The sequence below is a fragment of the Cellulosimicrobium cellulans genome (assembly GCF_016907755.1).
Taxonomy (GTDB): domain Bacteria; phylum Actinomycetota; class Actinomycetes; order Actinomycetales; family Cellulomonadaceae; genus Cellulosimicrobium; species Cellulosimicrobium cellulans_D.
The window spans coordinates 3943823-3968276 of the sequence record NZ_JAFBCN010000001.1 but is presented as its reverse complement, the minus strand read 5'-3'; the positions used below and the strand labels follow the sequence as shown (position 1 = coordinate 3968276).

Genomic DNA, 24454 nt, shown 5'->3' with positions numbered 1-24454 from the left:
GCGAGACCGGCCTCGCCCCGTCCCACCCGCCCTTGCCCGGCGCCGAGAACGACGCCAACCCGTGCCGAGAACGACATGAGGGTCGGTATGAACGTCATAGCGACACCCATGTCGTGTTCGGCGGGGAGGGGAGGGGAGGGGCGACGCAAGCATGCGTTCGGTCGGCCCGGAATCACGCAAGCGGCTTGCAGCGGCGCGTATAGTCGACGGCATGTCGAGACGTCTGGCGGAGGTCGCCACCAAGGTCGGTGTCAGCGAGGCCACGGTGAGCCGCGTGCTCAACGGGAAGCCCGGCGTGTCGCAGGCGACGCGCGACGCGGTGCTCACCGCGCTCGACGTGCTCGGCTACGAGCGGCCGACCAAGCTGCGCGGCGAGCGCGGTCGCCTCGTCGGGCTCGTGCTCCCCGAGCTCGTCAACCCGATCTTCCCCGCGTTCGCCGAGGTCATCGGCGGCGCGCTCGCGCAGCAAGGGTTCACCCCGGTGCTGTGCACGCGGACCGCGGGCGGCGTGACGGAGGCCGAGTACATCGACCTGCTCCTGGGCCAGCACGTCTCGGGCGTGATCTTCGCGGGCGGCTTCTACGCCGAGCGCCTGGCCGACCACGCGCACTTCCGTCGGCTCGAGAAGCTCGGGCTGCCGGTCGTGCTCATGAACGCCTCGATCGAGGACCTCGACTTCCCGCGCGTCTCGTGCGACGACCTCGTCGCGATGAACCAGGCGCTCGGCCACGTGCTCTCGCTCGGTCACGAGAAGGTCGGCCTGCTGCTCGGCCCGGCGGACCACGTGCCGTCCGAGCGCAAGCTCGCCGCGGCGCAGACGTTCGCCGAGCGGCAGGGGCACGTGCTCGACCCGACCCTGGTCGTGCACAGCCAGTACTCGCTCGAGAGCGGGCAGGCCGCCGCGAACCGGCTCCTCGAGGCCGGCGCGACGGCGATCGTGTGCGCGAGCGACCCGCTCGCCCTGGGCGCCGTCCGCGCGGTCAGGCGCGCGGGCCTCGACGTCCCGACGGACGTCTCCGTCGTCGGCTACGACGACTCCAACCTCATGAACTCCACGGACCCGGCGCTGACGACCGTGCGCCAGCCCATCGAGCCGATGGGCCGGGCTGCCGTCGACCTGCTCGCGAGCATGATCGCGGGCGCCGACGTCTCGCGCGACGAGCTCCTCTTCGAGCCCGAGCTCGTCGTGCGCGGCTCGACCGCCGCGGCGCACGCCGCCGGCCGCGAGGTCGCTGCCTCCTAGCCTGCGCACCACTCCTCCAGGGCCTCGGCCCGGCCGCTCGCGCGCCGGACCGGGGCCCTCGTCGTCGTGCCCTCGCGTCGACGCCGAACCCGGGATCTCTCCTGACCCGTGCTCGTGCGTGGGGAGAGAGCCCGGGTTCGACGCCGTCGGGACGCGTCGTCGGCGCGGGCAGTCTGCCTCGACGAGGCTTCCGCAAGTCGTCGTAGGTCTCTCGACGTCGAGAGATAGCGTTTCGATAACGACACTGTCGGATTCTTGCGCGCATCCTGTCGTCTAGTTACAGTCGTCCACGACGGCGCGGTCGGCACCCGGTGCACGACGGCCGTCCCGGGAGCCCCCCCGGTCGGATCGGACGCAGTGCGCAGCAGCAGGCGAGGCACGGCCCAGGCACGTGCAGCCCACGAACTCACGGAAGAGGACGCGGTGAGCAACGATCACCCCCGAGTCGCCGACGGCGAACCCACCCCCGACGCGACCCTCGCGCAGGCGGTGCGGGAGCCGGCGGCGGCGTCGCCCGACTGGTGGCGCAGCGCCGTGATCTACCAGGTGTACGTGCGCAGCTTCGCGGACGGGAACGGCGACGGCACGGGCGACCTCGCGGGCGTGCGCCAGCACCTCACCTACCTGCGCGACCTCGGGGTCGACGCGATCTGGTTCACCCCCTGGTACGTGTCCCCGCTCGCGGACGGCGGCTACGACGTCGCGGACTACCGGGCGATCGACCCCCAGTTCGGCTCGCTCGCCGAGGCGGAGCAGCTCATCGCGGAGGCCCGCGAGCTCGGGATCCGCACGATCATCGACGTCGTCCCCAACCACGTCTCGTCCGAGCACGAGTGGTTCAAGGCCGCACTCGCCGCCGGCCCCGGGTCGCCCGAGCGCGAGCGCTTCTGGTTCCACCCGGGCAAGGGCGAGGACGGCTCCGAGATCCCGACGCGCTGGGTCTCCGAGTTCCAGGGCAGCACCTGGACGCGCACGACGAACCCCGACGGCACGCCCGGCGAGTGGTACCTGCACGTCTTCGCCCCCGAGCAGCCGGACCTCAACTGGAGCCACCCCGACGTGCGCCGCGAGCACGAGGACATCCTGCGGTTCTGGTTCGACCGCGGCGCGGCGGGCATCCGCATCGACTCCGCGGCGCAGCTCGTCAAGGACCCGGCGCTGCCCGAGGTCCCGGCCCACCCCGGCCCGGGGGAGCACCCGCACGTCGACCGCGACGAGCTGCACGACATCTACCGCGGCTGGCGCGCCGTCGCCGAGTCCTACGAGGAGCCGCGCGTGCTCGTGGGCGAGGTGTGGCTCGCGGACCGCGCGCGGTTCGCCCAGTACCTGCGCCCGGACGAGATGCACACGGCGTTCAACTTCGACTTCATGGCCCGCCCGTGGGACGCGAAGGCGCTGCGCGAGTCGGTCCAGACGACGCTCGACGCCCACGCCCCGGTCGCCGCACCTGCGACGTGGGTGCTGTCGAACCACGACGTGACGCGCCCGGTCACGCGGTACGGCCGCGAGGACAGCTCGTTCGCGTTCGCGACCAAGCGCTTCGGCACGCCGACGGACCTGGAGACCGGGCGCCGTCGGGCCCGCGCGGCAGCGCTGCTGTCCGCGGCGCTGCCGGGGTCGCTGTACCTCTACCAGGGCGACGAGCTCGGGCTTCCCGAGGTCGAGGACCTGCCGCTCGACGCGATCCAGGACCCCATGCACTTCCGCTCCGACGGCGTCGACCCCGGCCGCGACGGCTGTCGCGTCCCCCTCCCGTGGACGCGCGGCGGCACGAGCAACGGGTTCGGGCCCGACGGCGGCGCGCAGCCCTGGCTGCCCCAGCCCGCGGGCTGGGGGGAGATGTCCGTCGAGGCGCAGGCCGACGACGAGACGTCGATGCTCGCGCTCTACCGCCGCGTCCTCGCGACGCGACGGGCGGAGCCCGCGCTGCACGGCGAGGCGTTCCGCTGGCTCGACTCCCTCGGCGGGGTCGCGCTCGGCGACGACGTGCTCGCGTTCGTCCGCGAGGACACCCGCGGCGACGACCGTGACGGCGCGGTCACGTGCGTCGTCAACCTCGGGGCCGAGGACGTGCCGCTGCCCGCGGACGCCGAGGTCCTCCTCCTCAGCGGCACCCCGCACGGGGTGGACGCGTCGGAGCCACCGACGCGCCTCGCCCCCGACACCGCGGTCTGGCTGCGCGCATGACTCCGCGCACGGGCCAGCACGAGGCCTGACCGCCACCAGTCCCCGGGCCGCGAGCCGGTCGGCCCGGACACCCAGCACCCACCCAGCACACCCACCCAGCACCACCGGAACACAGGAGTGACGATGAAGTCCACACGTCAGGCGATCGCCTTCACCCTCGCGGGGGCGCTCGCGATCAGCACGCTCGCCGCGTGCTCGAGCGGCGGCTCGGGCAGCGACGACGAGACCAGCGGCTCGGACGGCGACGGGAAGGTCACCCTCAAGGTGGTCTCCCTCCTCCCGGGCTCCGAGCAGGAGGCGATCGACGCCTTCAACGCGCAGGTCGAGGAGTTCGAGGCCGCGAACCCGGACATCGACATCGTGCCGGAGGAGTACGAGTGGAAGGCGACGACGTTCGCCCCCCAGCTCGCCGGCGGCACGCTGCCCGACGTCTTCGAGATCCCGTTCACCGACGCGAAGACGCTCGTCGAGAACGGCCAGCTCGCGGACCTCGACGAGCAGTTCCGCACCCTGCCCTACGCCGACAGCTTCAACCCGGCGATCATCGAGGCCGGGACGGGCGCCGACGGCCACGTCTACGCGATCCCCGCGAAGAACGTGTACGGCGTGGGCCTGCACTACAACCGCGCGCTGTTCGAGTCCGCCGGGCTCGACCCCGACCAGCCGCCGACCACGTGGGACGAGGTCCGCGAGGACGCGAAGAAGATCGCGGACGCCAACCCCGGCGTGGCGGGCTACATGCAGATGTCGCAGAACAACACCGGCGGCTGGCAGCTCACGGTCAACACGTTCGCCCGTGGCGGTCGCACGCAGGAGGTCGCGGACGACGGCACGGCGACGTCGACGCTCACCAACGACGGCACCAAGGAAGCGCTCGAGTGGCTCAAGGCCATGCGCTGGGAGGACAACTCCCTCGGGAGCAACTTCCTCCTCGACTGGGGCACCATGAACCAGGCGTTCGCCGCCGGCCAGGTCGCGATGTACACGTCGGGCTCGGACGTCTTCACGTCGCTCGTGCAGACGAACGACCTCGACCAGTCCACCTACGGCCTCGCCGCGCTGCCGCTCGAGGGCGACGACGCCGGAGTCCTCACGGGCGGCACGCTCGCCGCGATGCCCGCCAACGTGGACGAGTCGAAGAAGGAGGCCGCGATCAAGTGGATCGACTTCTTCTACCTCGCCAAGCTCGTCGACGAGAAGCGCGCGGTCGCGGACGCCGAGACGCTCGTCGCGAACGACCAGCCCGTGGGCACCCCGGTCCTGCCGATGTTCTCCCAGGAGCAGTACGAGCAGAACCAGGAGTGGATCAAGGACTTCATCAACGTGCCGCTCGACCAGATGACGAGCTACACGGACACGATGTTCGACCTGCCGCTCGTCGGTGAGCCGTCGCAGAAGACGCAGGAGATCTACGCCCTGCTCGACCCGGTCGTCCAGGCGGTCCTGACGGACGAGAACGCCGACGTGGACGCGCTGCTGGAGCAGGCGAACACCGAGGCGCAGGCCCTGCTCGACCAGGGCTGACGCCCGAGGTCGCGCGGTCCGCACCGGGCCGCGCGACCCGCAGACCCGGGTCGGCCGGCAGCGCCCCCTGCCGGCCGACCCGTACCCCACCGGTGCCCGACGGCGCGACGCACCTCGCGTCGTCGGGCACCTCCCACCGCACCGAAGGACGTTCGCCCGTGACCGCCACCACCGCCCCGCCGCGACGGGGACCCGCCTCCCACGCGCGGGCCGACCGCGACGGCCGACGCCGCAGCCCTGTGACGTGGTTCCGCGGCGGGGGACTGAGCAACCTCGTGTTCCTGCTCCCGCTGATCGTCATCTTCGGGGTCTTCTCGTGGTTCCCGATCGTGCGCGCGGTGATCATGAGCTTCCAGGAGACGAACCTCGTGAGCGACCCGACGTTCGTCGGGCTCGACAACTTCCGTCAGGTGCTGAACGACCCGCTCCTGTGGAAGGCCGTGAAGAACACGCTGTACTTCGCGTTCCTCGCCCTGCTGTTCGGGTACCCGATCCCGCTCGTCGCCGCGGTGCTCATGCGCGAGGTCCGCCGGGCGCGCGGGCTCTACTCCGCGCTGGCCTACCTGCCGGTCGTCGTGCCCCCGGTCGTCGCCGTGCTGCTGTGGAAGTTCTTCTACAACGGCAGCCCGACGGGCGTGTTCAACACGATCCTCGGCTGGGTCGGCCTCGGCCCGTACCCGTGGCTGCAGGACGCCTCGACGGCGATGCCGTCGCTCGTGCTCGCCGCGACCTGGGCCGGTGCGGGCGGGACGATCATCATCTACCTCGCCGCCCTGACGAGCGTGCCGCCCGAGCTCTACGACGCCTCCGAGGTGGACGGCGCGGGGCTGTGGCGCAAGATCTGGCACGTCACGCTCCCCGCGCTGCGCGGCGTCCTGTTCATCACGCTGATCCTTCAGGTCATCGGGACCGCGCAGGTCTTCCTCGAGCCCTACCTGTTCACCGGCGGCGGGCCGAACAACGCGACGCTCACGATCCTGCTGCTCATCTACCGCTACGCCTTCCAGAACAGCCTCGGCGGCGACTACGGGGCCGCGACCGCGCTGTCGATCATGCTCGCGGCCGTCCTCGCCGTCTTCTCGATCCTCTACTTCCGGCTCACCCGGTCCTGGAGCACGTCATGACTCTCTCGCCCACCGACAACCCGAGCGAGATCGGCGTCGTCTCGCAGGACTCCGCGGCCACGACGGACGCGGTCGACGACCCGGACGGCACGTCCCGCCGCGCCGCCGCGGCGAGCCGCAACCGACGCGAGTCCGACCGCCGCAAGGTGAGCTCGCGCCGTCGCAAGGCGCTCGACGGCGTCGAGGACCGCGGCGCGCTGTCCGAGGCGGACTGGCGCCGCCCGTCCATCCGGTGGGGGATGGGGACCACGCACGTGCTCCTGCTCGTGATCCTCGTCGTCGCGGGCCTCGGGCCGATGCTGCTGCTCGCCAAGTACGCCGTCACCCCGACGCAGGACATCCTGCGCACCCCGATGGCGATCTTCCCGAACGGCATCGCGTGGGACAACCTCGACAAGGCCTGGAACGACGTCCAGGTCAGCCGGTACTTCCTCAACACGATCTGGCTCGCGGTCGGGTCGTGGGCGTCGCAGATCATCGTGGCGACGACGGGCGGGTACGCGCTGTCGGTCCTGCGGCCGAGGTACGGGAAGGTGGTGCAGGCGCTCGTCCTGTCGACCATGTTCGTCCCGGCGATCGTCCTGCTCGTCCCGCTGTACCTGACGATCCTCGACCCGCCGCTGCTGGGCCGGTCGCTCATCAACAGCTTCTGGGCCGTGTGGCTGCCGGCGGGCGCGAGCGCGTTCAACGTGCTGCTCGTCCAGCGGTTCTTCGACAGCCTCCCGCGCGAGGTGTTCGAGGCCGCGCGCATGGACGGTGCGGGGCCGTACCGGCTGTTCTGGTCGATCGTGCTGCCGATGTCGAAGCCGATCATCGGCGTCGTCTCGGTGTTCGCGGTCATCGCGGCCTGGAAGGACTTCCTCTGGCCGCTGCTGGTCCTCAAGGACCCGGCGATCCAGCCGTTGTCCGTGCGCCTGCCGTCCATCGAGGCGTCGACCGACCTCGGCGTGTTCCTCGCGGCTCTCGCGATCTCCACGCTCATCCCGGTCGGCCTGTTCCTCGTCTTCCAGCGCATGTTCCTCCAGGGCGCGGGCCTCGGCGGAGCGGTCAAGGGCTGACCTGCGGTCCGCTGCCGAACACGACGTTGGTGTCGTTATCCCGCGGATAACGACACCAACGTCGTTCTCGACCGCGAGCAGGGTCGTGCTCGACCGGGAGCAGGGCCCGGCGGCGGGCGGTCACCAGCGGTTGTGGACCTCCTCGGCCCAGCCGACGAGGCCGTCGAACCGCACCGGCTCCGGTGCGGCGCCGCCGCCGGTCCCCGCGGCGGGCGGCGTGAACGTGCCGGACCAGTGACCGAAGCACTGGTCGGTCGACGACGAGACGACCCCGAGGTGCGTCCGCGTGACCTTGGTGTGGAAGGGCTCGAACGTCGCGTCGAGTCCGCCGCCGGTGACGCGCCACGGCCGGTGCGGGCCGGCGAGGTCGTAGTCCCAGACGAGCTCGTCGGGGAGGTGGTGGATCCGACCGTCGAGGGAGACCGCGTTCTCGGTCGAGCCCGTGCCGACCGTCCAGCGTCCGCCGACCTGGATCCCGACCACCCGCCCGTGGCACTCGCCCGAGCCGGCGCCCCAGTTCCACCGGACGTCGTAGGGCCAGCGCCCCCGGCCGTGGTCGAGCACCGCCCACGACGACCCGGCCGGGACGTCGACGGTCCGGCCGTCGACCCACAGCGTGCCGTGCGCCGGGCGTGCGACGTCCTTGACCGTGTACTGGAAGCGCGAGTCGCTCCACGGCACGACGACGGCGAGCCGCTCGTGCCCGGGCGGCAGCTCGGCGACGACGTCGAACGAGACGTCGCGGGTCCGCGCGCGCAGGCGCGTCCCGCCGTCGACCTCGTCGAGGTCGATCGCGAGGTTCTTCGCGCGTGCCCGGGCGGGGCCGTCGCCGAGCGAGCCGGGCAGCTCGACGCCGCGCGCGGGCACGACGGTCGCGTCGGCGCCCCACGTGCGGCCCGACTCCCGGTCCAGCACCCACACCTCGTGCACGGCCGCGTAGTCGAGCGACGAGACGGTCAGCGCGAGGACGTGCGTCGGGGTGACGACGCCCCAGTACTCCCAGCGCTTGTTCCGGCCCGCATGGCGGCGGCCGTCCCGCGCGACGCCGGACGTGTCGACGAGCGGCTGCCGCGCCCACCCGATCGAGCGGCGGTCGAGCAGGCCGTCGGGCAGGGTGAGCGGCACGCGCTCGGTGATCTCCGGGAGCGGCACCGCTCCACCTCCACGTGGTACGGCTCGGGCGGTCCTGCGCGGCGGGCGACGGTGCCCGGTGCCCGGCCCGAGGAGCGAGCGAGCCCGAGTCTAGGGGCCTCGGCGAGGGGCCCTGACGAGGTGACACTCTGTCCCGTCAATGTCACGTCCCCCCGGTCGGCTTCCGGGCGGGCGGGGCCCGGAGCAGGTGCCATGATCGGGAGCATGCCCCCGTTCTCCCCCCAGGACGTCGCTGCCGACGCGGGCCGGGCCGCCGAGCCTGCCGCTGCCGCGAGCGCCGTCGACCCCGGTCCCGCCCCCGACCTGAGCCCCTACGACGCGCTCCTGCTCTACTCGTTCGGCGGCCCGAACAAGCCCGAGGACGTCGTGCCGTTCCTGCGCAACGTCACCGCCGGCAAGGGCATCCCCGACGCGCGCCTCGAGGAGGTCGGCGAGCACTACTACGGCTTCGGCGGCAAGAGTCCCATCAACGAGCAGAACCTCGCGCTGAAGGCGGCCCTCGAGGCGGAGCTCGCGCGCCGCGGCGTCGAGCTGCCGGTCGTGTGGGGCAACCGCAACTGGGAGCCGTACACGACCGACGCGATCGACGAGCTCGAGGCGAGGGGCGCGAAGAACGCCGTCGCGCTCGTGACGTCGGCGTACTCGTCGTACTCGGGGTGCCGCCAGTACCGCGAGGACCTCGCCGTCGTGCTCGACGGGCGCGGTCAGCTCGGCCCCGACGGGTCCACGGGCGTGCAGTTCGACAAGGTGCGCTCGTACTTCAACCACCCGGGCTTCGCGCAGGCGAACGTGGACGCGGTGCTCGACGCGTACGCCGCGCTCGCGGGCCGGGGCGGGGACGTCGCCGCCGCTCGCCTCGTGTTCGTCACCCACTCCATCCCGGACACGATGGAGGCCGCGTCGCGCGTCTCGCACGCGACGTACTCCGAGCAGCACCTCGACCTCGCGCGCGTGGTCGTGGCCGAGGTGTCGGCGCGCCTCGGCCACGACGTCGCGTGGGACCTCGCCTACTGCTCGCGCTCGGGCCCGCCGAGCCAGCCGTGGCTCGAGCCGGACGTCAACGACCACCTCGAGGAGATCGCGAAGGACGGCGTCCGCGACGTCGTGCTCTCGCCGATCGGGTTCGTGTCGGACCACATGGAGGTCGCCTACGACCTCGACACGGAGGCCATGGCGACCGCGACGGAGCTCGGGATGACCGCGGTCCGCGCCGGGACCGTCGGCACGCGCGAGCCGTTCGTGCGCGGGCTGGTCGACCTGCTCGTCGAGCGCGCGGCCCTCGCGCGGGGCGAGGACATCGAGGAGGCCACCGTCGGCGACCTCCCGGCGTTCCGGTCGGTGTGCGCGCCGGGCTGCTGCCTGCGTCGCGACGGCGAGCCGAGCGGCGTGCCCGCACTGTGCAGCACGGACGTCCACGGCTGAGCCCGCCCCCTCGAGCTCGACGTCGAGCTCGACGTCGAGCTCGACGCTGAGCTCGACGCTGAAGAACCCGCACCGACCAGGGAGGAACCCCCGATGAACGACGCCGCGCGCGTCCCTGCGGACCACGAGCAGATCAACACCACCATCCGCTACGCGATGTGGTCCGTCTTCGCGACGGCGGCGCCGCTGCCCGCCGACGCGGACGAGCGGGCGGGCCTCGTGGCGGACGCGCTGACCGCCGTCGGCGGCGGGGACGACCCGGCCGCGACGGACGGCGACCTCGTCGTGCGCGGCTGGTACGACGTCGCGGGTCTGCGCTCGGACGCCGACCTCATGGTGTGGTGGCACGGCCCGACGGTCGAGTCGGTGCAGGGCGCCTACCAGCGCCTGCGCGCGAGCGGCCTCGGGGCGCACCTGGAGCCGGTGTGGTCGAACGCGGCGCTGCACCGCCCGGCCGAGTTCAACCGGGGGCACGTGCCGGCCTTCCTCGCGGGCGAGGCGCCGCGCGACTACCTGAGCGTCTACCCGTTCGTGCGGTCGTACGACTGGTACCTGCTGCCCGACGCGGAGCGTCGGACCATGCTGCGCGACCACGGCCTCGCGGCGAAGGACTACCCGGACGTGCGTGCCAACACCGTCGCGTCGTTCGCGCTCGGCGACTACGAGTGGATCCTCGCGTTCGAGGCGGACGAGCTGCACCGCATCGTCGACCTCATGCGCGAGCTGCGCGCCACGGAGGCCCGCCGCCACGTCCGCGAGGAGGTCCCGTTCTTCACGGGCCCGCGCACGACGCTCACGGCCTGGGCCGACCGCCAGCCCCTGTCCTGACCCCACGGCGTCGAACATGACTCTGGTGTCGTTATCCGAGGGATAACGACACCAGAGTCATGCTCGACGGCGCGCAGGGTCGTTCTTGGCGCAGCCGAGGGGGCTGGGGCCCGAACCCTGCGGGGTCAGCCCGCGGGGACGGCGTCCGGCTCGCCCTCGCGGACGTACGGCGCGACGTGCGCGACGAGCGCCTCGTCGCTGTCCTTGGTGAGCCGCTCGCCCGACCACGTCTCGTGGAGCGTGAGGGTCGTGCCGTCGTGCAGCGTGAGGTCGACGCGCACGGGTGTGACCTTGCGGATCGCGGCCGCGGCGACCTGCTCGTAGGGCACGTACCGGTACCGCGCGGCGAGGTCGGCGACGGGGGCCGAGCGCAGGAGCTCCACGAGGCGAGCCTTGCCGCCCTCCGTCTTCTTGGGGCAGGGCGCCAGGACCAGCCCCACGTCCAGCACCAGGACGTCGTGGTACGCCCCGTCCACCTTGACGTTGGCGAGGCCGCCGACGACGTCGCCGCCGTGCGCGGTCGCCTGCGCGGTCTGCTGGACCGCGCCCGCGACGTCGATGCCGAGGGCGTCGAGCCGGGCGCGAGCCTCCGCGGTGGTCGCGGGGTCGGCCGCGAGGCGCGCGACCTCAGCCAGGTCGAGGACGGTGCCGTCGGGCGTCTCGAGCGTCGCCGGTCCCGTCCACGACGCGCGCCACCGCGCCGCGCCGGAACGGACGGCCGCTGCCGCGAGGGCCGAGGAGATCGCGCCGGTGATCGCCTCGCGCGCCTCGGCGGCGGGTGCCCCCGGCACGAGGTCGCGCGCGACGGCGTCGAGGCGGCCGGCGCCGAGGAGGTCGAGCAGGGTCGCCAGGTCGCCCTGCGGGCGGCCGGCGGCACGGCCGACCGCGCGGTAGAGGGTGTCCGCGGTGCGCTGGTCGTGGATCGGCATTGCCGCCGCGACGAGCGCGTCCCACGGGAGCTGCGCGCGCGTCCCGAACGCGACCTCCTCGACCGCGACGCGCTCGGCCCGCGTCGCGAAGCCCGGGACGAGGGCGGTGGCGGGCCGCTCGTCCGTGGCGGGCGCGCCGCCGTCGGGCATGGTGTCCATCGCGGCGACGCGCCGCGCGATCGACGGGTGCGTGTCCCACGCGGACTGCTCGGCGGGCGCGTCGTCGGACCGGAGCTCGGCGAGGTCGCCGGCCCGGCCGCGCAGGAGCTCGTCGAAGCCCCCGAAGACGCCCGCCGGGGTCGGGGCGAGGCCGTGCTCCCAGCCGAGCCCGACGTACTGGCTCGTGTAGAAGCCCCATGCCGCGTCGATCACCGGGACCTCGCGCAGCGCCGCCTGGGCGGTCGCGCGACCCGCGACGCGCACCGACAGCTCGTCCGCCTCGAGCTCCTGGCGCCGGCTGACCGCCGCCGAGACGAGGACGTAGAGCTTCGCGTACTGCTTGAGCAGCCAGCCGACGACGTTCCCCCGGAGCTGCCCGACCGTCGCCATGATCGCCTCGCGGCCGCGGTACGCGAGCGGGCCGAGGCGCGTGTGCGAGCGGGAGTAGTGGCCGAGCTCGTGGGCGAGGACCGACCGGAGCTGCGCGGCGGACAGGCCCTGCAGCAGCGGGACGCCGAGGTACAGGCGCCGCGTCCCGCCGACGAGACCGAGCAGGCGCGTGTCCTCGCCGACCGCGGCGTTGACGTCGGCGACGAGCCGGATCTCGTCGGGGGCCCGCGTGTCCGCGACCTGCGCGAGCTCGCGGACCGTGGCCCAGAGCTCGGGCGCGTCGCGCTCGGCGAGCAGCACCCCGCCCGGACCCTGCTTCTCCGCCCTGGCGACGCGCACGAGCGCGACGACGAGGCCCACGGCGACGACGATCGTGAAGAACCCGAGCTTCGCGGCGCCGCCGCCCGCGTGCTCCGAGAACGCCCAGACGGTCGCGGCGCCGAGCCCGACGACGGCACCGAGCGCGAGGACGTAGAAACCGACGAGGAGGAGGACCGACAGCGCGGCGCGCAGGGTCGTGGTCATGGGCGTGCCTCTCACGATGCGCCGCACCCGCGCGGCGGTCTGGCGCCGGAGCATAGTGGGACGCGTGCTCGGGGCACCAGTCCCGTCCACGGGGACGGACCAAGATGCTCAGCATGCTGATTGATGCGACGGTGGAGCATGACCACCGCAGCCGTCCCGGCGGGCGCCGTCCCCGCGCCCGCGCCCTCCGACCGCGTCCGTCAGGTCGTCGTCCTCGTCGGCTCGCTCGTCGCCGCCGGTGCCGCGGCCTACGGTGCGGGCGCGTTCGGCGGGACCGCCGTCGAGCAGACCGCCGGGGGCGCGCTCTCCTCGACCGCGACGCCCGTCGCGCCCGACAACCCGGCGTTCCGCATCTGGTCCGTGATCTACCTCGGGCTCTTCGTCTTCGCGGTCTACCAGGTGCTGCCGCGGCACGCCGCGAGCCCGCGCCTGCGCGCGACGGCGTGGTGGGTCCTCGTCTCCATGGTCCTCAACGCGGCGTGGATCGGCGTCGTGCAGGCGGGTTGGGTCCCGCTCAGCGTCGTCGTCATCGCGGCGCTGCTCGCGGTCGACGCCGTGGTCGTGGTGCGGCTCGTGCGCCGGCGGCCCGAGTCGACCGTGCAGGCCGTCGTGCTCGACGGGACCATGGGCCTCTACACCGGCTGGGTGAGCGTCGCGACGCTCGCGAACGTCGCGGCGGCGCTCGCGGACGCGCGCGTCGGCGGGCTCGGCCTCGGCGCGACGGGCTGGTCGGTCGTGCTCGTCGTGCTCGCCGCGGCGCTGTCCGTCGCGTGGGCGGCGTTCGCCACCGGGCGCCGCGCGCTCGCCCTCGGCATCGGCCTCGCGATGGCGTGGGGACTCGCGTGGATCGCCGTCGGGCGGTTCCAGGGCGAGCTCGTGGACACCACCGTGGCATGGGCGGCCGTCGGTGCGTCCGTGGTCGCGCTCGTCGCCGCGGTCGTCGCGGCGACCCGGCCTGCGCGCGCCTGATCACCCGCCGAGCACGGGATCCGCGACCGGATCGAGCCCAGGACGGTCGCGGAGCCCGCGCTCGGCGGGCCGAGCGTCGCGGGTCAGGGGTAGAGGCCGCGGATCTGGTGGGCCTCCGCGACGCGCTGGACGCCGATGACGAGCGCGGCGTCGCGCAGGCTCAGCTCCTCGCGGCGCGCGAGGCTCGCGACCTCCTCGTACGCGTGCAGCATGCGGTGCTCGAGCTTGTCGCCGATCTCCTCCGCGGTCCACCAGTACGCCTGGTTCGCCTGGACCCACTCGAAGTAGGAGACGACGACGCCGCCCGCGTTCGCGAGGACGTCCGGCACGACCGTCACGCCGTTCTTCGCGAGCACGCGGTCGCCCTCGGCCGTCGTCGGGCCGTTCGCGCCCTCGACGACCCAGCGGGCGCGCACGGTGCGCGCGGTGTCGCCGTCGAGCACGCCCTCGACCGCGGCGGGGACCAGGACGTCGACGTCGAGCGCGAGCAGCGCGTCGTTGTCGACGGGGTCGGCACGGTCGAAGCCGACCACGCTGCCCGCCGCCGCGACGTGCTCGAGCAGGGCGCGCACGTCGAGCCCGTCCGGGTCGTGCACGCCCCCGTACTGGTCGGACACCGCGACGACGCGCGCCCCGCGCGCCGCGAAGATCGCGGCGGCGTGCGACCCGACCTTGCCGAAGCCCTGGATCGCGACGGTCACGTCGGACAGCGCCACGCCCGCCTCGTCGAGCGCCGCGGCGGTGACGTGCACGACCCCGGCGCTGGTCGCCGTCGTGCGTCCGAGCGAGCCGCCCACGGTGATCGGCTTGCCGGTCACGACGGCCGGGATCGTGTAGCCCTGGTTGACCGAGTAGGTGTCCATGACCCAGGCCATGGTCTGCTCGCTGGTGCCCATGTCGGGCGCCATGATGTCCCGCTCCGGGCCGATGACCGGCATGATCTCCGACGTGTAGCGGCGCGTCACGCGCTCGAGCTCGGCCTCGGAGTAGCAGCGCGGGTCGATCGCGACGCCGCCCTTCGCCCCGCCGTAGGGCAGGTCGACGATCGCGCACTTCCACGTCATCCACATGGCCAGCGCGCGGACCTCGTCGACGTCGACGCTCGGGGAGTAGCGCAGCCCGCCCTTGCCCGGGCCGCGCGAGACGTTGTGCTGCACCCGGTAGCCGTGGAAGAGGACGGTGCGGCCGTCGTCGCGCCGCAACGGGACGGCGACGTTCACCTCGCGTCGCGGCGTCGCGAGCATCTCGTGCAGGCCGTCGTCGTAGCCGAGGAAGCCGACCGCGCCGGCGAGCTGCGCGTGCGCGGTGTCGAGGGCAGAGGCGGGGGTCGTCTGCGGGGTCGGGGTGAGGTGGTGCGGGGTGGTGGTATCGCCGCTCGTGAGGGTGGGCGGCACGGACGTCGTCGTCACGGTTCCTCCGGTTCGAGGTTCTCCTCGGTGCCGCGGGGGTGTGCGGCACCGAGGGTCACGCTACCTCCGGCGCGGGCGCTCGCCGCTCACGCGCCCCGGCGGTGCCCGAGCGCGTCGATCGCCGCGAGCTCGTCCGCGGAGAGGGTGAACCCGGTCACCTGGAAGTTCGCCTCGATGCGCTCCGGCGTCACCGACTTGGGGATGACGACGAACCCGTGGTCGAGGTGCCAGCGCAGCACGACCTGGGTCGGCGTGACGCCGTGCGCGGCCCCGACCTCGGCGAGCACCGGCGCCTCGAGGTCGGTGCGCTTGAACGGGCTGTACCCCTCGAGCACGACGCCGCGCTGCGCGAGCTCGTGCGCGAGACGGTGGTCGTAGTCGGCGGGGCTCCACGGGATCTGGTCGACGGCGGGCGTCTCGCCGACCTGCTCCGAGATGACGTCCACCTGCTCGACCGAGTAGTTGCTCACCCCGATCGACCGCACCTTGCCCTCGTTCCGCAGCTCGACGAACCGCTCCCAGACCCACGGCGACGCCTCGCCCGCCGGCGGCCAGTGGATGAGCCACAGGTCCACGTGGTCGGTGCCGAGGTCGCGCAGCGACGCCTCGAGCGTCTCGCGCTCGCGGCCCGCGGCGTCCGGCGGGAGCTTGGTCGTGACGAACACGTCGGCGCGGTCCACGGACGAGTCGGCGAGCGCGCGCCCGACCTGCGCCTCGTTGCCGTAGCCCGTCGCGGTGTCGACGTGCCGGTAGCCCACGTCGAGCGCGTGGCGCACGGCGCGGTACGCGTCGTCGCCCTCGGACTGCCAGGTCCCGAGCCCGAGGAGCGGCATCGCACCGCCGGGCAGGTCGACGGTCGGGACGGTGTGCGAGGAGTCTGCGGAGGTCATGCCGTCAGTCTCCGTGCCCGACGCCGCCTCTCGCCACCGCGGCAGCCTCCATCGGTGCGTCACCGGACGCCGAGCCCGGGGTTCGCGGTCAGCCGACGCTCGGAGCGACCCGCAACCCCGGGCTCGGCAGGAGGTGGGCCGGGCGGACGCGGGTCAGCGGCGGGTGCGGCGGCGGTACTGGGCCGGGGTCTCGCCGGCGAGGCGCGCGAACGTGCGGGTGAACGACGGCTGGTCGTAGAAGCCGCTGTCCGCCGCGATGTCGCCGATCGAGGCGGTGCTCCCCGCGAGCAGGCGCGTCGCGTGGTCGACCCGGGTGCGCAGGACGAGCTGGCGCGGCGTCACGCCGTACACGCGTCGCACGCGCCGGTCGAGCACCGCGGGCGTGGATCCCGCGGCCTCGGCGAGCCGCGCCGTCGTCCAGCGGGCTCCGAGGTCGGCCTCCACCGCCGCGACGAGCGCGGCGAGGGAGTCCATGGTGGCGTCGTCCGCCGCGCCCGCGCGCAGGTCGTGCGAGACGGACACGATCCCCACGAGGTGGCCCGCGTCGTCGTGCACGGGGAGCTTGGACGTGAGGAACCAGCCCGACGTGCCGCCGAGCCGCCGGATGCGCTCGAGCTCGCCGCGCAGCGCGCGCCCGCGCAGCACCTCGGCGTCCTGCTGCTCGTAGCGCTCGGCGAGCTGCGGGACGAACAGGTCGCGCGCACGTCGGCCCAGCACGGCGCGGCGCGAGCGTTCGTTCGTCCGCGCGACGAACACGGGGTTGACCGCGACGTACCGGCCCGTGACGTCCTTGGCGCAGAACATCGTGTCCGGCAGCTCGTCCATGAGCGCGACCATGGCGGGGCTGAGGGCGGCGAGGAGCGCCGCGCCCTCTGGCCACAGGTTGTCGCGGACGGGTGCCATGTCGCCCCGGATCGTACAAGACGAGTCACCGCGACCCGAGGCACCCTGGAGGGATGAGCAACGACGCGCCCGCCCGGCCGCTCCCCACCCCCGGAGCCGTCGGCGACACGACCCTCACCTCCCCGGAAGACCTCGTCGAGGAGGCCGTCGCCCTGGCCGGTCGCTGGCTCGCCGCCAGCGAAGGTGCCGGTGACACCCGCGCCCGGCAGACCGCCGAGCGGCTCGGCGCGCTCGTCTCCGACCCCGCGGGCCTCGAGCTCGCGGTCCGGTTCGTCGACGACGTCGCGCGCCCCCAGGACGTGCACGTCGCCGCGCGGGCGCTCGGCCGCCTCGGCGAGCTCGCCGGGAGCGCGGGCTCGTTCCTCGGGCCGGTCGACCGGACGCTCCTGCGCGTCGGGGCGGGCGTCGCGCCCGTGCTGCCGCGCGTCGTCGTGCCGGCCGCGCGGATGCGCCTGCGCCAGCTCGTGGGGCACCTGGTGGCCGACGCCGGGCGCGGCCTCGGCCCGCACCTCGCCCGGACGCGGGCGGAGGGCTACGCGCTCAACGTCAACCTGCTCGGCGAGGCGGTGCTCGGCGAGGCGGAGGCGGACGCGCGGCTCGAGCGCACGCTCGCGCTCGTGCGGCGCCCGGACGTCGACTACGTGTCGGTCAAGGTGTCGTCCGTCGCGTCGCAGCTCGTCACGTGGGACCTCGACGGGTCGTGCGAGCGCGTCGTCGAGCGGCTCCTGCCGCTCTACCGCGCGGCGCGCGACCACGGCGTCTTCCTCAACCTCGACATGGAGGAGTACAAGGACCTCGCGCTGACGACCGCGGTGTTCCGCGAGATCCTCGCGCACGACGACCTGCACGACCTCGAGGCCGGGATCGTGCTCCAGGCCTACCTGCCCGACGCGCTCGGCGCGCTCGACGGGCTCACGCGGTTCGCGACCGAGCGCGTCGCCGCCGGGGGAGCGCCGATCAAGGTCCGCCTCGTCAAGGGCGCGAACCTCGCGATGGAGGCTGTCGAGGCCGAGCTGCACGGCTGGCCGCAGGCGCCGTACCCGACCAAGCCCGACGTCGACGCGAACTACGTCCGCCTGCTCGACCACGCGCTGCGCGAGCCCCGGACGGACGCCGTGCGCATCGGCGTCGCGAGCCACAACCTCTTCCATGTCGCGCTCGCGGTGCTCCTCGGCCGCGCCCGCGGCGTGAGCCACGCGCTCGACGTCGAGATGCTCCAGGGCATGGCTCCTGGCGAGGCGCGCGCCGTGCGCGACGAGGTCGCGGCCGACCGCGTCGTGACCGGCCCGCACGCGGGGCGCGGCGGCCGCGTCGTGCTGTACACGCCCGTCGTGCGCGACGAGGACTTCGACGTCGCGATCTCCTACCTCGTGCGCCGCCTCGAGGAGAACGCGGCCGAGCAGAACTTCCTGCACGCCATGTTCGCGGACGGTGGCGCCCCCGCGGGCAGCCTGATGGAGCGCCAGGAGGCCGCGTTCCGCGCGTCCGTGCGCCACGGCGTGCACTACGAGGATGCCGACGTGACACCGCGCCGCCGCCCGCGCGCGGACGCCCCGACCGCCGCCGGTCCGCACCAGCCCGCCGAACCCGGGGTTGTCGGCCGCGACGGCGCCGAACCCACCCGCAACCCCGGGTTCGGCGGGGGCGGGTTCGCCAACGCCGCCGACACCGATCCCGCTGTCGCCGCCGCGCGTGAGTGGGCGCGCCACGTGACCGGGCCCGGGTCCGGGTTCGTGGCCGTGCGGACGCCCCAGCTCACCTCCACGGCCCAGGTGGACGACGCCGTCGCGACCGCCGTGCGCGCGACCGCGGCGTGGTCGCGGGTCGCCCCGACCGCCCGCGCCGCCGCGCTGCGCGCCGTCGCCCGGCGGCTCGAGGAGGCGCGCACCGACCTCGTCGCCGCGATGGTGCACGAGCCGGGCAAGACCGTCGCCGAGGCCGACCCCGAGGTGAGCGAGGCCGTCGACTTCGCGCGCTACTACGCGCGCTCCGCCGAGGAGCTGGAGCACGTGCCCGGCGCCCGGTTCACGCCCGACGGCGTCACGCTCGTCACGCCGCCGTGGAACTTCCCCGTCGCGATCCCCGTCGGCGGGGTCCTCGCGGCGCTCGCGGCCGGGTCCGCCGTGCTCGCCAAGCCCGCGCCGCCGACGCCGCGCTGCCTCGAGGTGGCGGTCGAGGCGATCCACGCGGGCCTGCGGGACGCCGTCGCGGCGTCGCCGGGGGACTTCGCGGGCCTGGACGCCGGGTCCGTCACCGAGGTCGTGCAGTACGTCCGCGTCCCCGACGACGAGCTCGGGACGCGCCTCGTCACGCACGACGACGTCGCGCGCGTCGTGCTCACGGGCTCGATCGAGACCGCGCAGCTCTTCGCGCGGTGGAAGCCGTCGCGCCCGGTGCTCGCCGAGACGTCGGGCAAGAACGCGCTCGTCATCACGCCGTCGGCGGACCTCGACCTCGCGGTCGCCGACCTCGTGCGGTCGGCGTTCGGGCACGCGGGGCAGAAGTGCTCGGCCGCGTCGCTCGCGATCCTCGTCGGCTCGGCGGGCGACCCGCGGACCGAGACGGGGCGCCGCGTACGTCGCCAGCTCGTGGACGCGGTGCGCTCGCTCGCGGTCGGCCCGGCCACCGACGTCGCGACGACCATGGGCCCGCTCACCGAGCCCGCCTCGGGCAAGCTCTTGCACGCGCTGACGACGCTGGAGCCGGGGGAGTTTTGGCTCGTGCGTCCGCGGCCGCTCGACGGCGGGCCCGACCTGGAGGGCCGGCTCTGGACGCCCGGCCTCAAGGAGGGCGTCGCACCCGGGTCGCCGTTCCACCTCACCGAGTACTTCGGTCCCGTGCTCGGGATCATGACCGTCCCCACGCTCGACGAGGCGATCGCGCTGCAGAACGCCGTCCCGTTCGGGCTCACCGGCGGGATCCACAGCCTCGACGACGCCGAGGTCGCGCGCTGGCTCGACGCCGTCCAGGTCGGCAACGCCTACGTCAACCGGCACATCACTGGCGCGATCGTGCAGCGCCAGTCCTTCGGCGGGTGGAAGCAGTCGGCCGTCGGGCCGGGCGCCAAGGCGGGCGGGCCGAGCTACGTCGCGCAGCTCGGGCGCTGGAGCGACGCGCCGGGCGCGGGCGCCGACGAGGGCGCGGGGACGTCGTCGGGCACCACGGCGCCCGGGCGGGCCGCGCCGGCCGACGCCACGCCGCCCGCGCGTGAGGCCGCGCCCGAGGCGTGGCTCGCGTGGGCGAAGGCCGACGACGCGCGGTGGTGGGAGCGGGAGTTCGCCGCTGAGCACGACCCGTCGGGGCTGCACGTCGAGTCGAACGTGCTCCGCTACCGCCCGGTCGACGTGCTCACGGTGCGGGTCGGTGCGGACGCCCTCCCGGTCGAGGTCGAGCGCGTGCTGCACGCCGCGCGGACGGCGGGCGTCCCGGCGGTGGTCGTGCCGTCGTCCGGTGACGCCGCGGTGAGCGACGACGAGCTCGCGCGCCGCGTCGCGTCGGGCGCGGTCCGGGGTCGCGTCCGCGTGGTCGGGTCGGCGCCCGGGCTGCACGAGGCCGCCGCCGAGCACGTCGGCGAGGTCACGGTCCTGGACCACCCCGTCGTCGCGAGCGGCCGCCGTGAGCTGCTCACGGTCCTGCACGAGCAGGCCGTCAGCCGCACCACGCACCGGTACGGCCACGTCAAGGGCTGAGTATGTGTCGCCGCCGAGCGAGGGGGCCCGGTCACGACGGGCCTCTCGCGCGACGGGCCAGCCCTCTACCTCGGCGGACCGGGCCCCTCCCTCGCGTGACCAGGGCGCTCGGTCAGCCGGGCGGGGCGACGGTGACCGAGGCCGCGTCGCGGAACGCGCGCAGGCGCTCGGCCTGCTCGCCGACGGCGTCCGCGAGCCCGGCGTCCCACGACACCCACGGATCGGTGAGCACCGTGAGCCGCCGCCCCGACGCGCGGGGCCGCCAGGTCCCGACGACCTCGCCGTCGGCGAGCACGGCTCCGGGCCGTCCGAGCACGCGCCACAGGTCCTGGGCGCGCGCCGCGTCGGGCACGAGCGTGGCGCGGTCGCGGAGCTGGAGGTACAGGTCGTACGGGCCCACGAGCCGGACGACGGGAGTGCCGGCCCCCGCGCGGGCGTCCCGGCGCCGCGCCGCAGCGCCCGCGAGCTGCTCGACGTCGTCGTCCAGCGCCCAGCGGTCGACCGGGCGCGCGCCCGGGTCCGCGTCCGGGACGTCGACGCGCACCGCGTCGTCGGGCCAGCGGTCCCGCACGTCCTTGACCGGCGCGTCGAGGAACCCCGCGACGTCCTGGACGCTCGCGGCGGGGAAGAAGCGCAGGTAGCCGCGCACGACGTCGAGCCGGGGCTCGGCCTCGACCCCGAGCCGACCGTAGAACGGCGGGTCGAGGCCCGGTACCCGCCGCAGCACCGGTGGCGACGTGCCGGGCTCGAGCTCGAGCCCCGCCTGGAGCGCCGCGAGACGGAACGTCTGCTCGTAGCTGTGCGTCGCGCCGCACGACCGGCACCAGCGCAGGTGCGGCTCGGGGAGGCGCTGCGTGAGCCGCGTCGAGAGGTCCCCCTTGACGGTCGGCTCGACGACGATCTCGCGCTCGAGCCGCGCTTCCGTGCGCAGAGCCTCGAGCACGGCGAGGCCCGCAGCGCGCAGGGGCTTGCTCGCGTCGAAGACCCGCTTGGCGGCGTCGGCCTCGGAGAGCGGGGCGGTCGCGACCGCGACGTCGCCCAGGTCAGCGCGACGGTAGACGTGCGGCGCGCCGCGCAGGGTCCACGCGAGGGCGACGTCCGGCGGCAGGGTGCCCGGCGCGACGGCCGGGGCGCCGCGGACCGTGAGGGCCCAGGCGGCGCCGTCGGGCCCCGTGTCCTGCACGCCCAGGTCGAGCACCGCGACGTCGGCGGGCGAGGCGGCCGTGCCCGGCGCCCGGTCGAGCTGCTGGGCGTGCCAGCGCGCGGTGAGGACGTCGGCCCGCGAGACCGTGGTAGGAGGAGCCGTGGACGGGTTCACGACCTCAGGCTACGGTCGCCCACCCACGCCGCCACGGGGTCGGTGCGACCGGGTCCGTGGCGGGCCCGGCCGTCGCCGGTCAGACCGAGTCGCGCTCGACGAGCTCCGGGGAGAGGACCTGCGACGCGATCTCGTCACCGCGTCCGCCGACGAGCTCGAGCAGGAGGTCGGTCGCGCCGCGCACCATCTCGACCATCGGGTTCTGGACCGTGGTGAGGGGCGGGACCGTCGACGCGGCGGTCGCGAGGTTGTCGAACCCGACCACGGACACGTCGCGCGGCACGTCGCGCCCGTGCGCCGCGAGGACGCGCAGCGCGCCCTCGGCCATGAGGTCCGAGGCGACGAACAGGCCGTCGACGTCCGGGTGCGCCGCGAGGATGCGCTCCATCGCCGCCGCACCGCCCGAGACGGCGAAGTCGCCGATCTCGACCGCGTCGTCGGGCAGGCCGGCGTCCTGCAGCACCTCGCGCCAGCCCGTGAGCCGGTCGACGCCGGCCGTCATGTCCTGCGGGCCGGCGATCGTCGCGATGCGGCGGCGGCCCGCCTCGACGAGCCGCCGCGCGGCGAGGCGCCCGCCCTCGACGTTGTCGACGTCGACGTAGAGGAGGTCGGGCGTCGGGCGGAACGGCCGCCCGACGAACACGGCGGGCAGCCGGGCCGCGAGCAGCGCCTCCTCGAGCTCGTCGTCGCGGTGGTGCGACGCGACGATCGCCCCGTCCACGTGCCCGCTGCTCAGGTACCGCACGATGCGGCCCGGCTGCTCGTCGGGCCGCGCGAACAGCAGCACGAGCTGCAGGTCCGTGCCGCCGAGCGCCGCGCTGACCCCGCGCATCGTGCCCGCGAGGAACGGGTCGGTGAGGATGCGCTCGTCCGGCTCGGGGACCACGAGGGCGATCGAGTCGGTGCGGCGCGTCACGAGCGAGCGGGCGGCGCGGTTGGGCGTGTAGCCGAGCTGGGCGACGGCGGCGTCGACCGCCGCCTGGGCCTCGGGCGACACGCGCAGGCCGCCGTTGATCGCGCGCGACGCGGTCGAGCGCGAGACACCCGCCGTCTGGGCCACCTCGTCCAGGGTCGGCGCGGAGCGCAGGCTGTTCATCAGGACAGTATCCCGCGCCCGCCCGGCCGACCGCACCGCCCCGCTCACCGTGTCGTCACTCCCCGGCGACGGCGTCCGCGGCGGACGCCGCGCGCGGGGGGACGGCGTTGTCGCGCGCGACCTGGGCGTACCAGGCGCCGCTCGACTTCACCGTGCGCTCCTGCGTCTCGTAGTCGACGCGGACGATGCCGAACCGCTTGGTGTAGCCGAGCGCCCACTCGAAGTTGTCGAGGAGCGACCACGCGAAGTACCCGCGCACGTCCGCGCCGGCGTCGATCGCGTCGCGCGTCGCCCGCAGGTGCGCGTCGATGAACTCGAGCCGGTCCTGGTCGTCCACCGAGCCGTCCTCGCCCACCTCGTCGGGGTAGGCCGCGCCGTTCTCCGTGATGTACATCGCCACGCCGCGCGGGCCGGTGAAGTCCTGCTGCAGACGCGTGAGCAGGCGCGTCAGCCCCTCGGGCTGCACCTCCCAGCCCATGTCCGTGCGGGGCAGCCCGCGCGAGCGGTCGTGCGCGTCGTCCGCGGCCGGGAAGGGCGACGACGTCGTGCGCACCGGCGCGTCGTCCGCGGGCTCGTCGCGCACGCCCTCGGGGCGCGTCCCGCCGCCGGACTCGGCCGGGGGCAGCGGGTGACCCGAGACGGCGCCGCCGTTGTAGTAGTTGACCCCGAGCGTGTCGATCGGGGCGGAGATGATCTCGAGGTCGCCGTCCTTGACGTGGTCGAGCAGCCCGTAGGGCGCGACGTCCTCCAGGACGTCCGCCGGGTACTCGCCGTGGAAGACGGGGTCGAGGAAGATCCGGTTGAACTGCCCGTCGATGCGGCGCGCGGCGTCGACGTCGGCCGGGTCCTGCGGGTCGACCGGGTCGGAGACCGTGAAGTTCAGGGTCAGGCCGAGGTTCGCCTCGGGCGCGCGCTCGCGCAGCGCCTGGACGGCGAGGCCGTGGCCGAGCAGGAGGTGGTGCGCCGCGGCGAGGCCGTCCTCGCGCGACTGGCGCCCGGGGGCGTGCACGCCCGCGGTGTACCCGAGGAAGGCGGAGCACCACGGCTCGTTGAGCGTCGTCCACACGCCGACGCGGTCGCCCAGCGCCTCGTGCATCGTCACCGCGTACTCGGCGAAGAGGTACGCCGTGTCGCGCGACGTCCAGCCGCCCTTCTCCTCGAGCGCCTGCGGCAGGTCCCAGTGGTAGAGCGTGAGCCACGGGAGGAGGTCCGCGCCGAGCAGCTCGTCGACGAGACGGTCGTAGAACGCGAGCCCGGCCGGGTTCACGGCGCCGCCGTCGGGACGCACGCGGGCCCAGGACGTCGAGAACCGGTAGGTCCCGAGGTTGAGGCTCCGCATGAGCGCGACGTCCTCGCGGTAGCGGTGGTAGTGGTCGCACGCGACCATGCCGTCGTCACCGTTCACGACGGCGCCCGGGACGCGGGCGAACGCGTCCCACACCGAGTCCGTCCGACCGTCCGTGTGCCCGGCACCCTCGATCTGGAACGCGGCCGTCGCGGCGCCCCAGAGGAAGCCCGGGGGCATCTCGACGCGCCCGGTCGCGGTCGCCGGGTTCGGGAGGAGGGGCACGGACGGGACGAAGCTGGTCATGGGTCGATTGTCCTTCGAGAGGTCGAGGAATGGCGCGCGGGCGGGCCG

At 74.4% G+C, this 24454-nt stretch carries 17 protein-coding genes; 9 read left to right on the top strand and 8 right to left on the bottom strand.

Going from position 1 to position 24454, the window contains the following annotated elements:
* Positions 1 to 211: 211 nt before the first annotated feature.
* The 5 genes from JOE63_RS17160 (at position 212) to JOE63_RS17140 (ending at position 7136) form a co-directional block, all read left to right on the top strand.
* A complete protein-coding gene (locus tag JOE63_RS17160) occupies positions 212 to 1243 on the top strand; it encodes a LacI family DNA-binding transcriptional regulator (RefSeq protein ID WP_087469632.1) in 1032 nt (343 codons plus the stop codon).
* 489 nt (positions 1244 to 1732) lie between these two features.
* Positions 1733 to 3430 (top strand): glycoside hydrolase family 13 protein, encoded by a 1698-nt coding sequence (locus tag JOE63_RS17155; RefSeq protein WP_204543808.1) that lies wholly within the window; start codon positions 1733 to 1735, stop codon positions 3428 to 3430.
* 123 nt (positions 3431 to 3553) lie between these two features.
* Positions 3554 to 4954 carry an ABC transporter substrate-binding protein gene (locus JOE63_RS17150; RefSeq protein WP_087469630.1) on the top strand — a complete coding sequence of 467 codons (1401 nt, stop codon included), beginning with the start codon at positions 3554 to 3556 and terminating at the stop codon, positions 4952 to 4954.
* Between the two features lie 158 nt (positions 4955 to 5112).
* Positions 5113 to 6078, top strand: coding sequence for a carbohydrate ABC transporter permease (locus JOE63_RS17145; protein WP_204542742.1), 966 nt, complete (start codon positions 5113 to 5115; stop codon positions 6076 to 6078).
* On the top strand, positions 6075 to 7136 hold the full coding sequence (locus tag JOE63_RS17140; RefSeq protein WP_087469629.1) for a carbohydrate ABC transporter permease: 1062 nt from the start codon (positions 6075 to 6077) through the stop codon (positions 7134 to 7136). Before JOE63_RS17145 ends, JOE63_RS17140 begins: the two co-directional genes overlap by 4 nt.
* Positions 7137 to 7256: 120 nt before the next feature.
* Here the strand turns inward: JOE63_RS17140 and JOE63_RS17135 are convergent, their stop codons facing one another.
* Positions 7257 to 8288, bottom strand: a complete 1032-nt coding sequence (locus JOE63_RS17135) for a DUF2804 domain-containing protein (RefSeq protein WP_204542740.1) — start codon at positions 8286 to 8288, stop codon at positions 7257 to 7259.
* Positions 8289 to 8492: 204 nt separating this feature from the next.
* Between JOE63_RS17135 and JOE63_RS17130 the strand changes: the two genes are divergently transcribed.
* Positions 8493 to 9710: a ferrochelatase gene (locus JOE63_RS17130; protein ID WP_204542739.1), complete on the top strand. Its 1218-nt coding sequence runs from the start codon at positions 8493 to 8495 to the stop codon at positions 9708 to 9710.
* 93 nt (positions 9711 to 9803) lie between these two features.
* The gene (gene hemQ, locus JOE63_RS17125; RefSeq protein WP_047232081.1) at positions 9804 to 10538 is read left to right on the top strand and encodes a hydrogen peroxide-dependent heme synthase; all 735 of its coding nucleotides are present in this window, start codon (positions 9804 to 9806) and stop codon (positions 10536 to 10538) included.
* 125 nt (positions 10539 to 10663) lie between these two features.
* Here hemQ and JOE63_RS17120 read toward each other — a convergent pair whose 3' ends face one another.
* Positions 10664 to 12541 (bottom strand): M48 family metallopeptidase, encoded by a 1878-nt coding sequence (locus JOE63_RS17120; RefSeq protein WP_204542738.1) that lies wholly within the window; start codon positions 12539 to 12541, stop codon positions 10664 to 10666.
* A 138-nt stretch (positions 12542 to 12679) separates the two neighbouring features.
* On the opposite strand from JOE63_RS17120, the gene JOE63_RS17115 reads away from it, so the two are divergent.
* Complete coding sequence (locus JOE63_RS17115) at positions 12680 to 13510, top strand: tryptophan-rich sensory protein (RefSeq protein ID WP_204542737.1); 831 nt, start codon at positions 12680 to 12682, stop codon at positions 13508 to 13510.
* Positions 13511 to 13593: 83 nt separating this feature from the next.
* On the opposite strand, the gene JOE63_RS17110 is transcribed toward JOE63_RS17115, so the two are convergent.
* The 3 genes from JOE63_RS17110 to JOE63_RS17100 all read right to left on the bottom strand — a co-directional run bounded on the left by JOE63_RS17110 (position 13594) and on the right by JOE63_RS17100 (position 16712).
* Positions 13594 to 14919, bottom strand: a complete 1326-nt coding sequence (locus JOE63_RS17110; RefSeq protein WP_307840186.1) for a Glu/Leu/Phe/Val family dehydrogenase — start codon at positions 14917 to 14919, stop codon at positions 13594 to 13596.
* Between the two features lie 86 nt (positions 14920 to 15005).
* Positions 15006 to 15809: an aldo/keto reductase gene (locus JOE63_RS17105; RefSeq protein WP_204542736.1), complete on the bottom strand. Its 804-nt coding sequence runs from the start codon at positions 15807 to 15809 to the stop codon at positions 15006 to 15008.
* A gap of 153 nt (positions 15810 to 15962) precedes the next feature.
* Positions 15963 to 16712, bottom strand: coding sequence for a helix-turn-helix transcriptional regulator (locus JOE63_RS17100; RefSeq protein WP_087469626.1), 750 nt, complete (start codon positions 16710 to 16712; stop codon positions 15963 to 15965).
* Positions 16713 to 16765: 53 nt separating this feature from the next.
* On the opposite strand from JOE63_RS17100, the gene JOE63_RS17095 reads away from it, so the two are divergent.
* Positions 16766 to 20401, top strand: a complete 3636-nt coding sequence (locus JOE63_RS17095; protein WP_204542735.1) for a proline dehydrogenase family protein — start codon at positions 16766 to 16768, stop codon at positions 20399 to 20401.
* 112 nt (positions 20402 to 20513) lie between these two features.
* On the opposite strand, the gene JOE63_RS17090 is transcribed toward JOE63_RS17095, so the two are convergent.
* The 3 genes from JOE63_RS17090 to JOE63_RS17080 all read right to left on the bottom strand — a co-directional run bounded on the left by JOE63_RS17090 (position 20514) and on the right by JOE63_RS17080 (position 24406).
* Positions 20514 to 21719, bottom strand: coding sequence for a DNA glycosylase AlkZ-like family protein (locus JOE63_RS17090; RefSeq protein ID WP_204542734.1), 1206 nt, complete (start codon positions 21717 to 21719; stop codon positions 20514 to 20516).
* A 79-nt stretch (positions 21720 to 21798) separates the two neighbouring features.
* Positions 21799 to 22815, bottom strand: a complete 1017-nt coding sequence (locus JOE63_RS17085; protein WP_087469623.1) for a LacI family DNA-binding transcriptional regulator — start codon at positions 22813 to 22815, stop codon at positions 21799 to 21801.
* Positions 22816 to 22870: 55 nt separating this feature from the next.
* Positions 22871 to 24406, bottom strand: a complete 1536-nt coding sequence (locus JOE63_RS17080; protein ID WP_204542733.1) for a glycoside hydrolase family 1 protein — start codon at positions 24404 to 24406, stop codon at positions 22871 to 22873.
* Positions 24407 to 24454 lie beyond the last annotated feature (48 nt).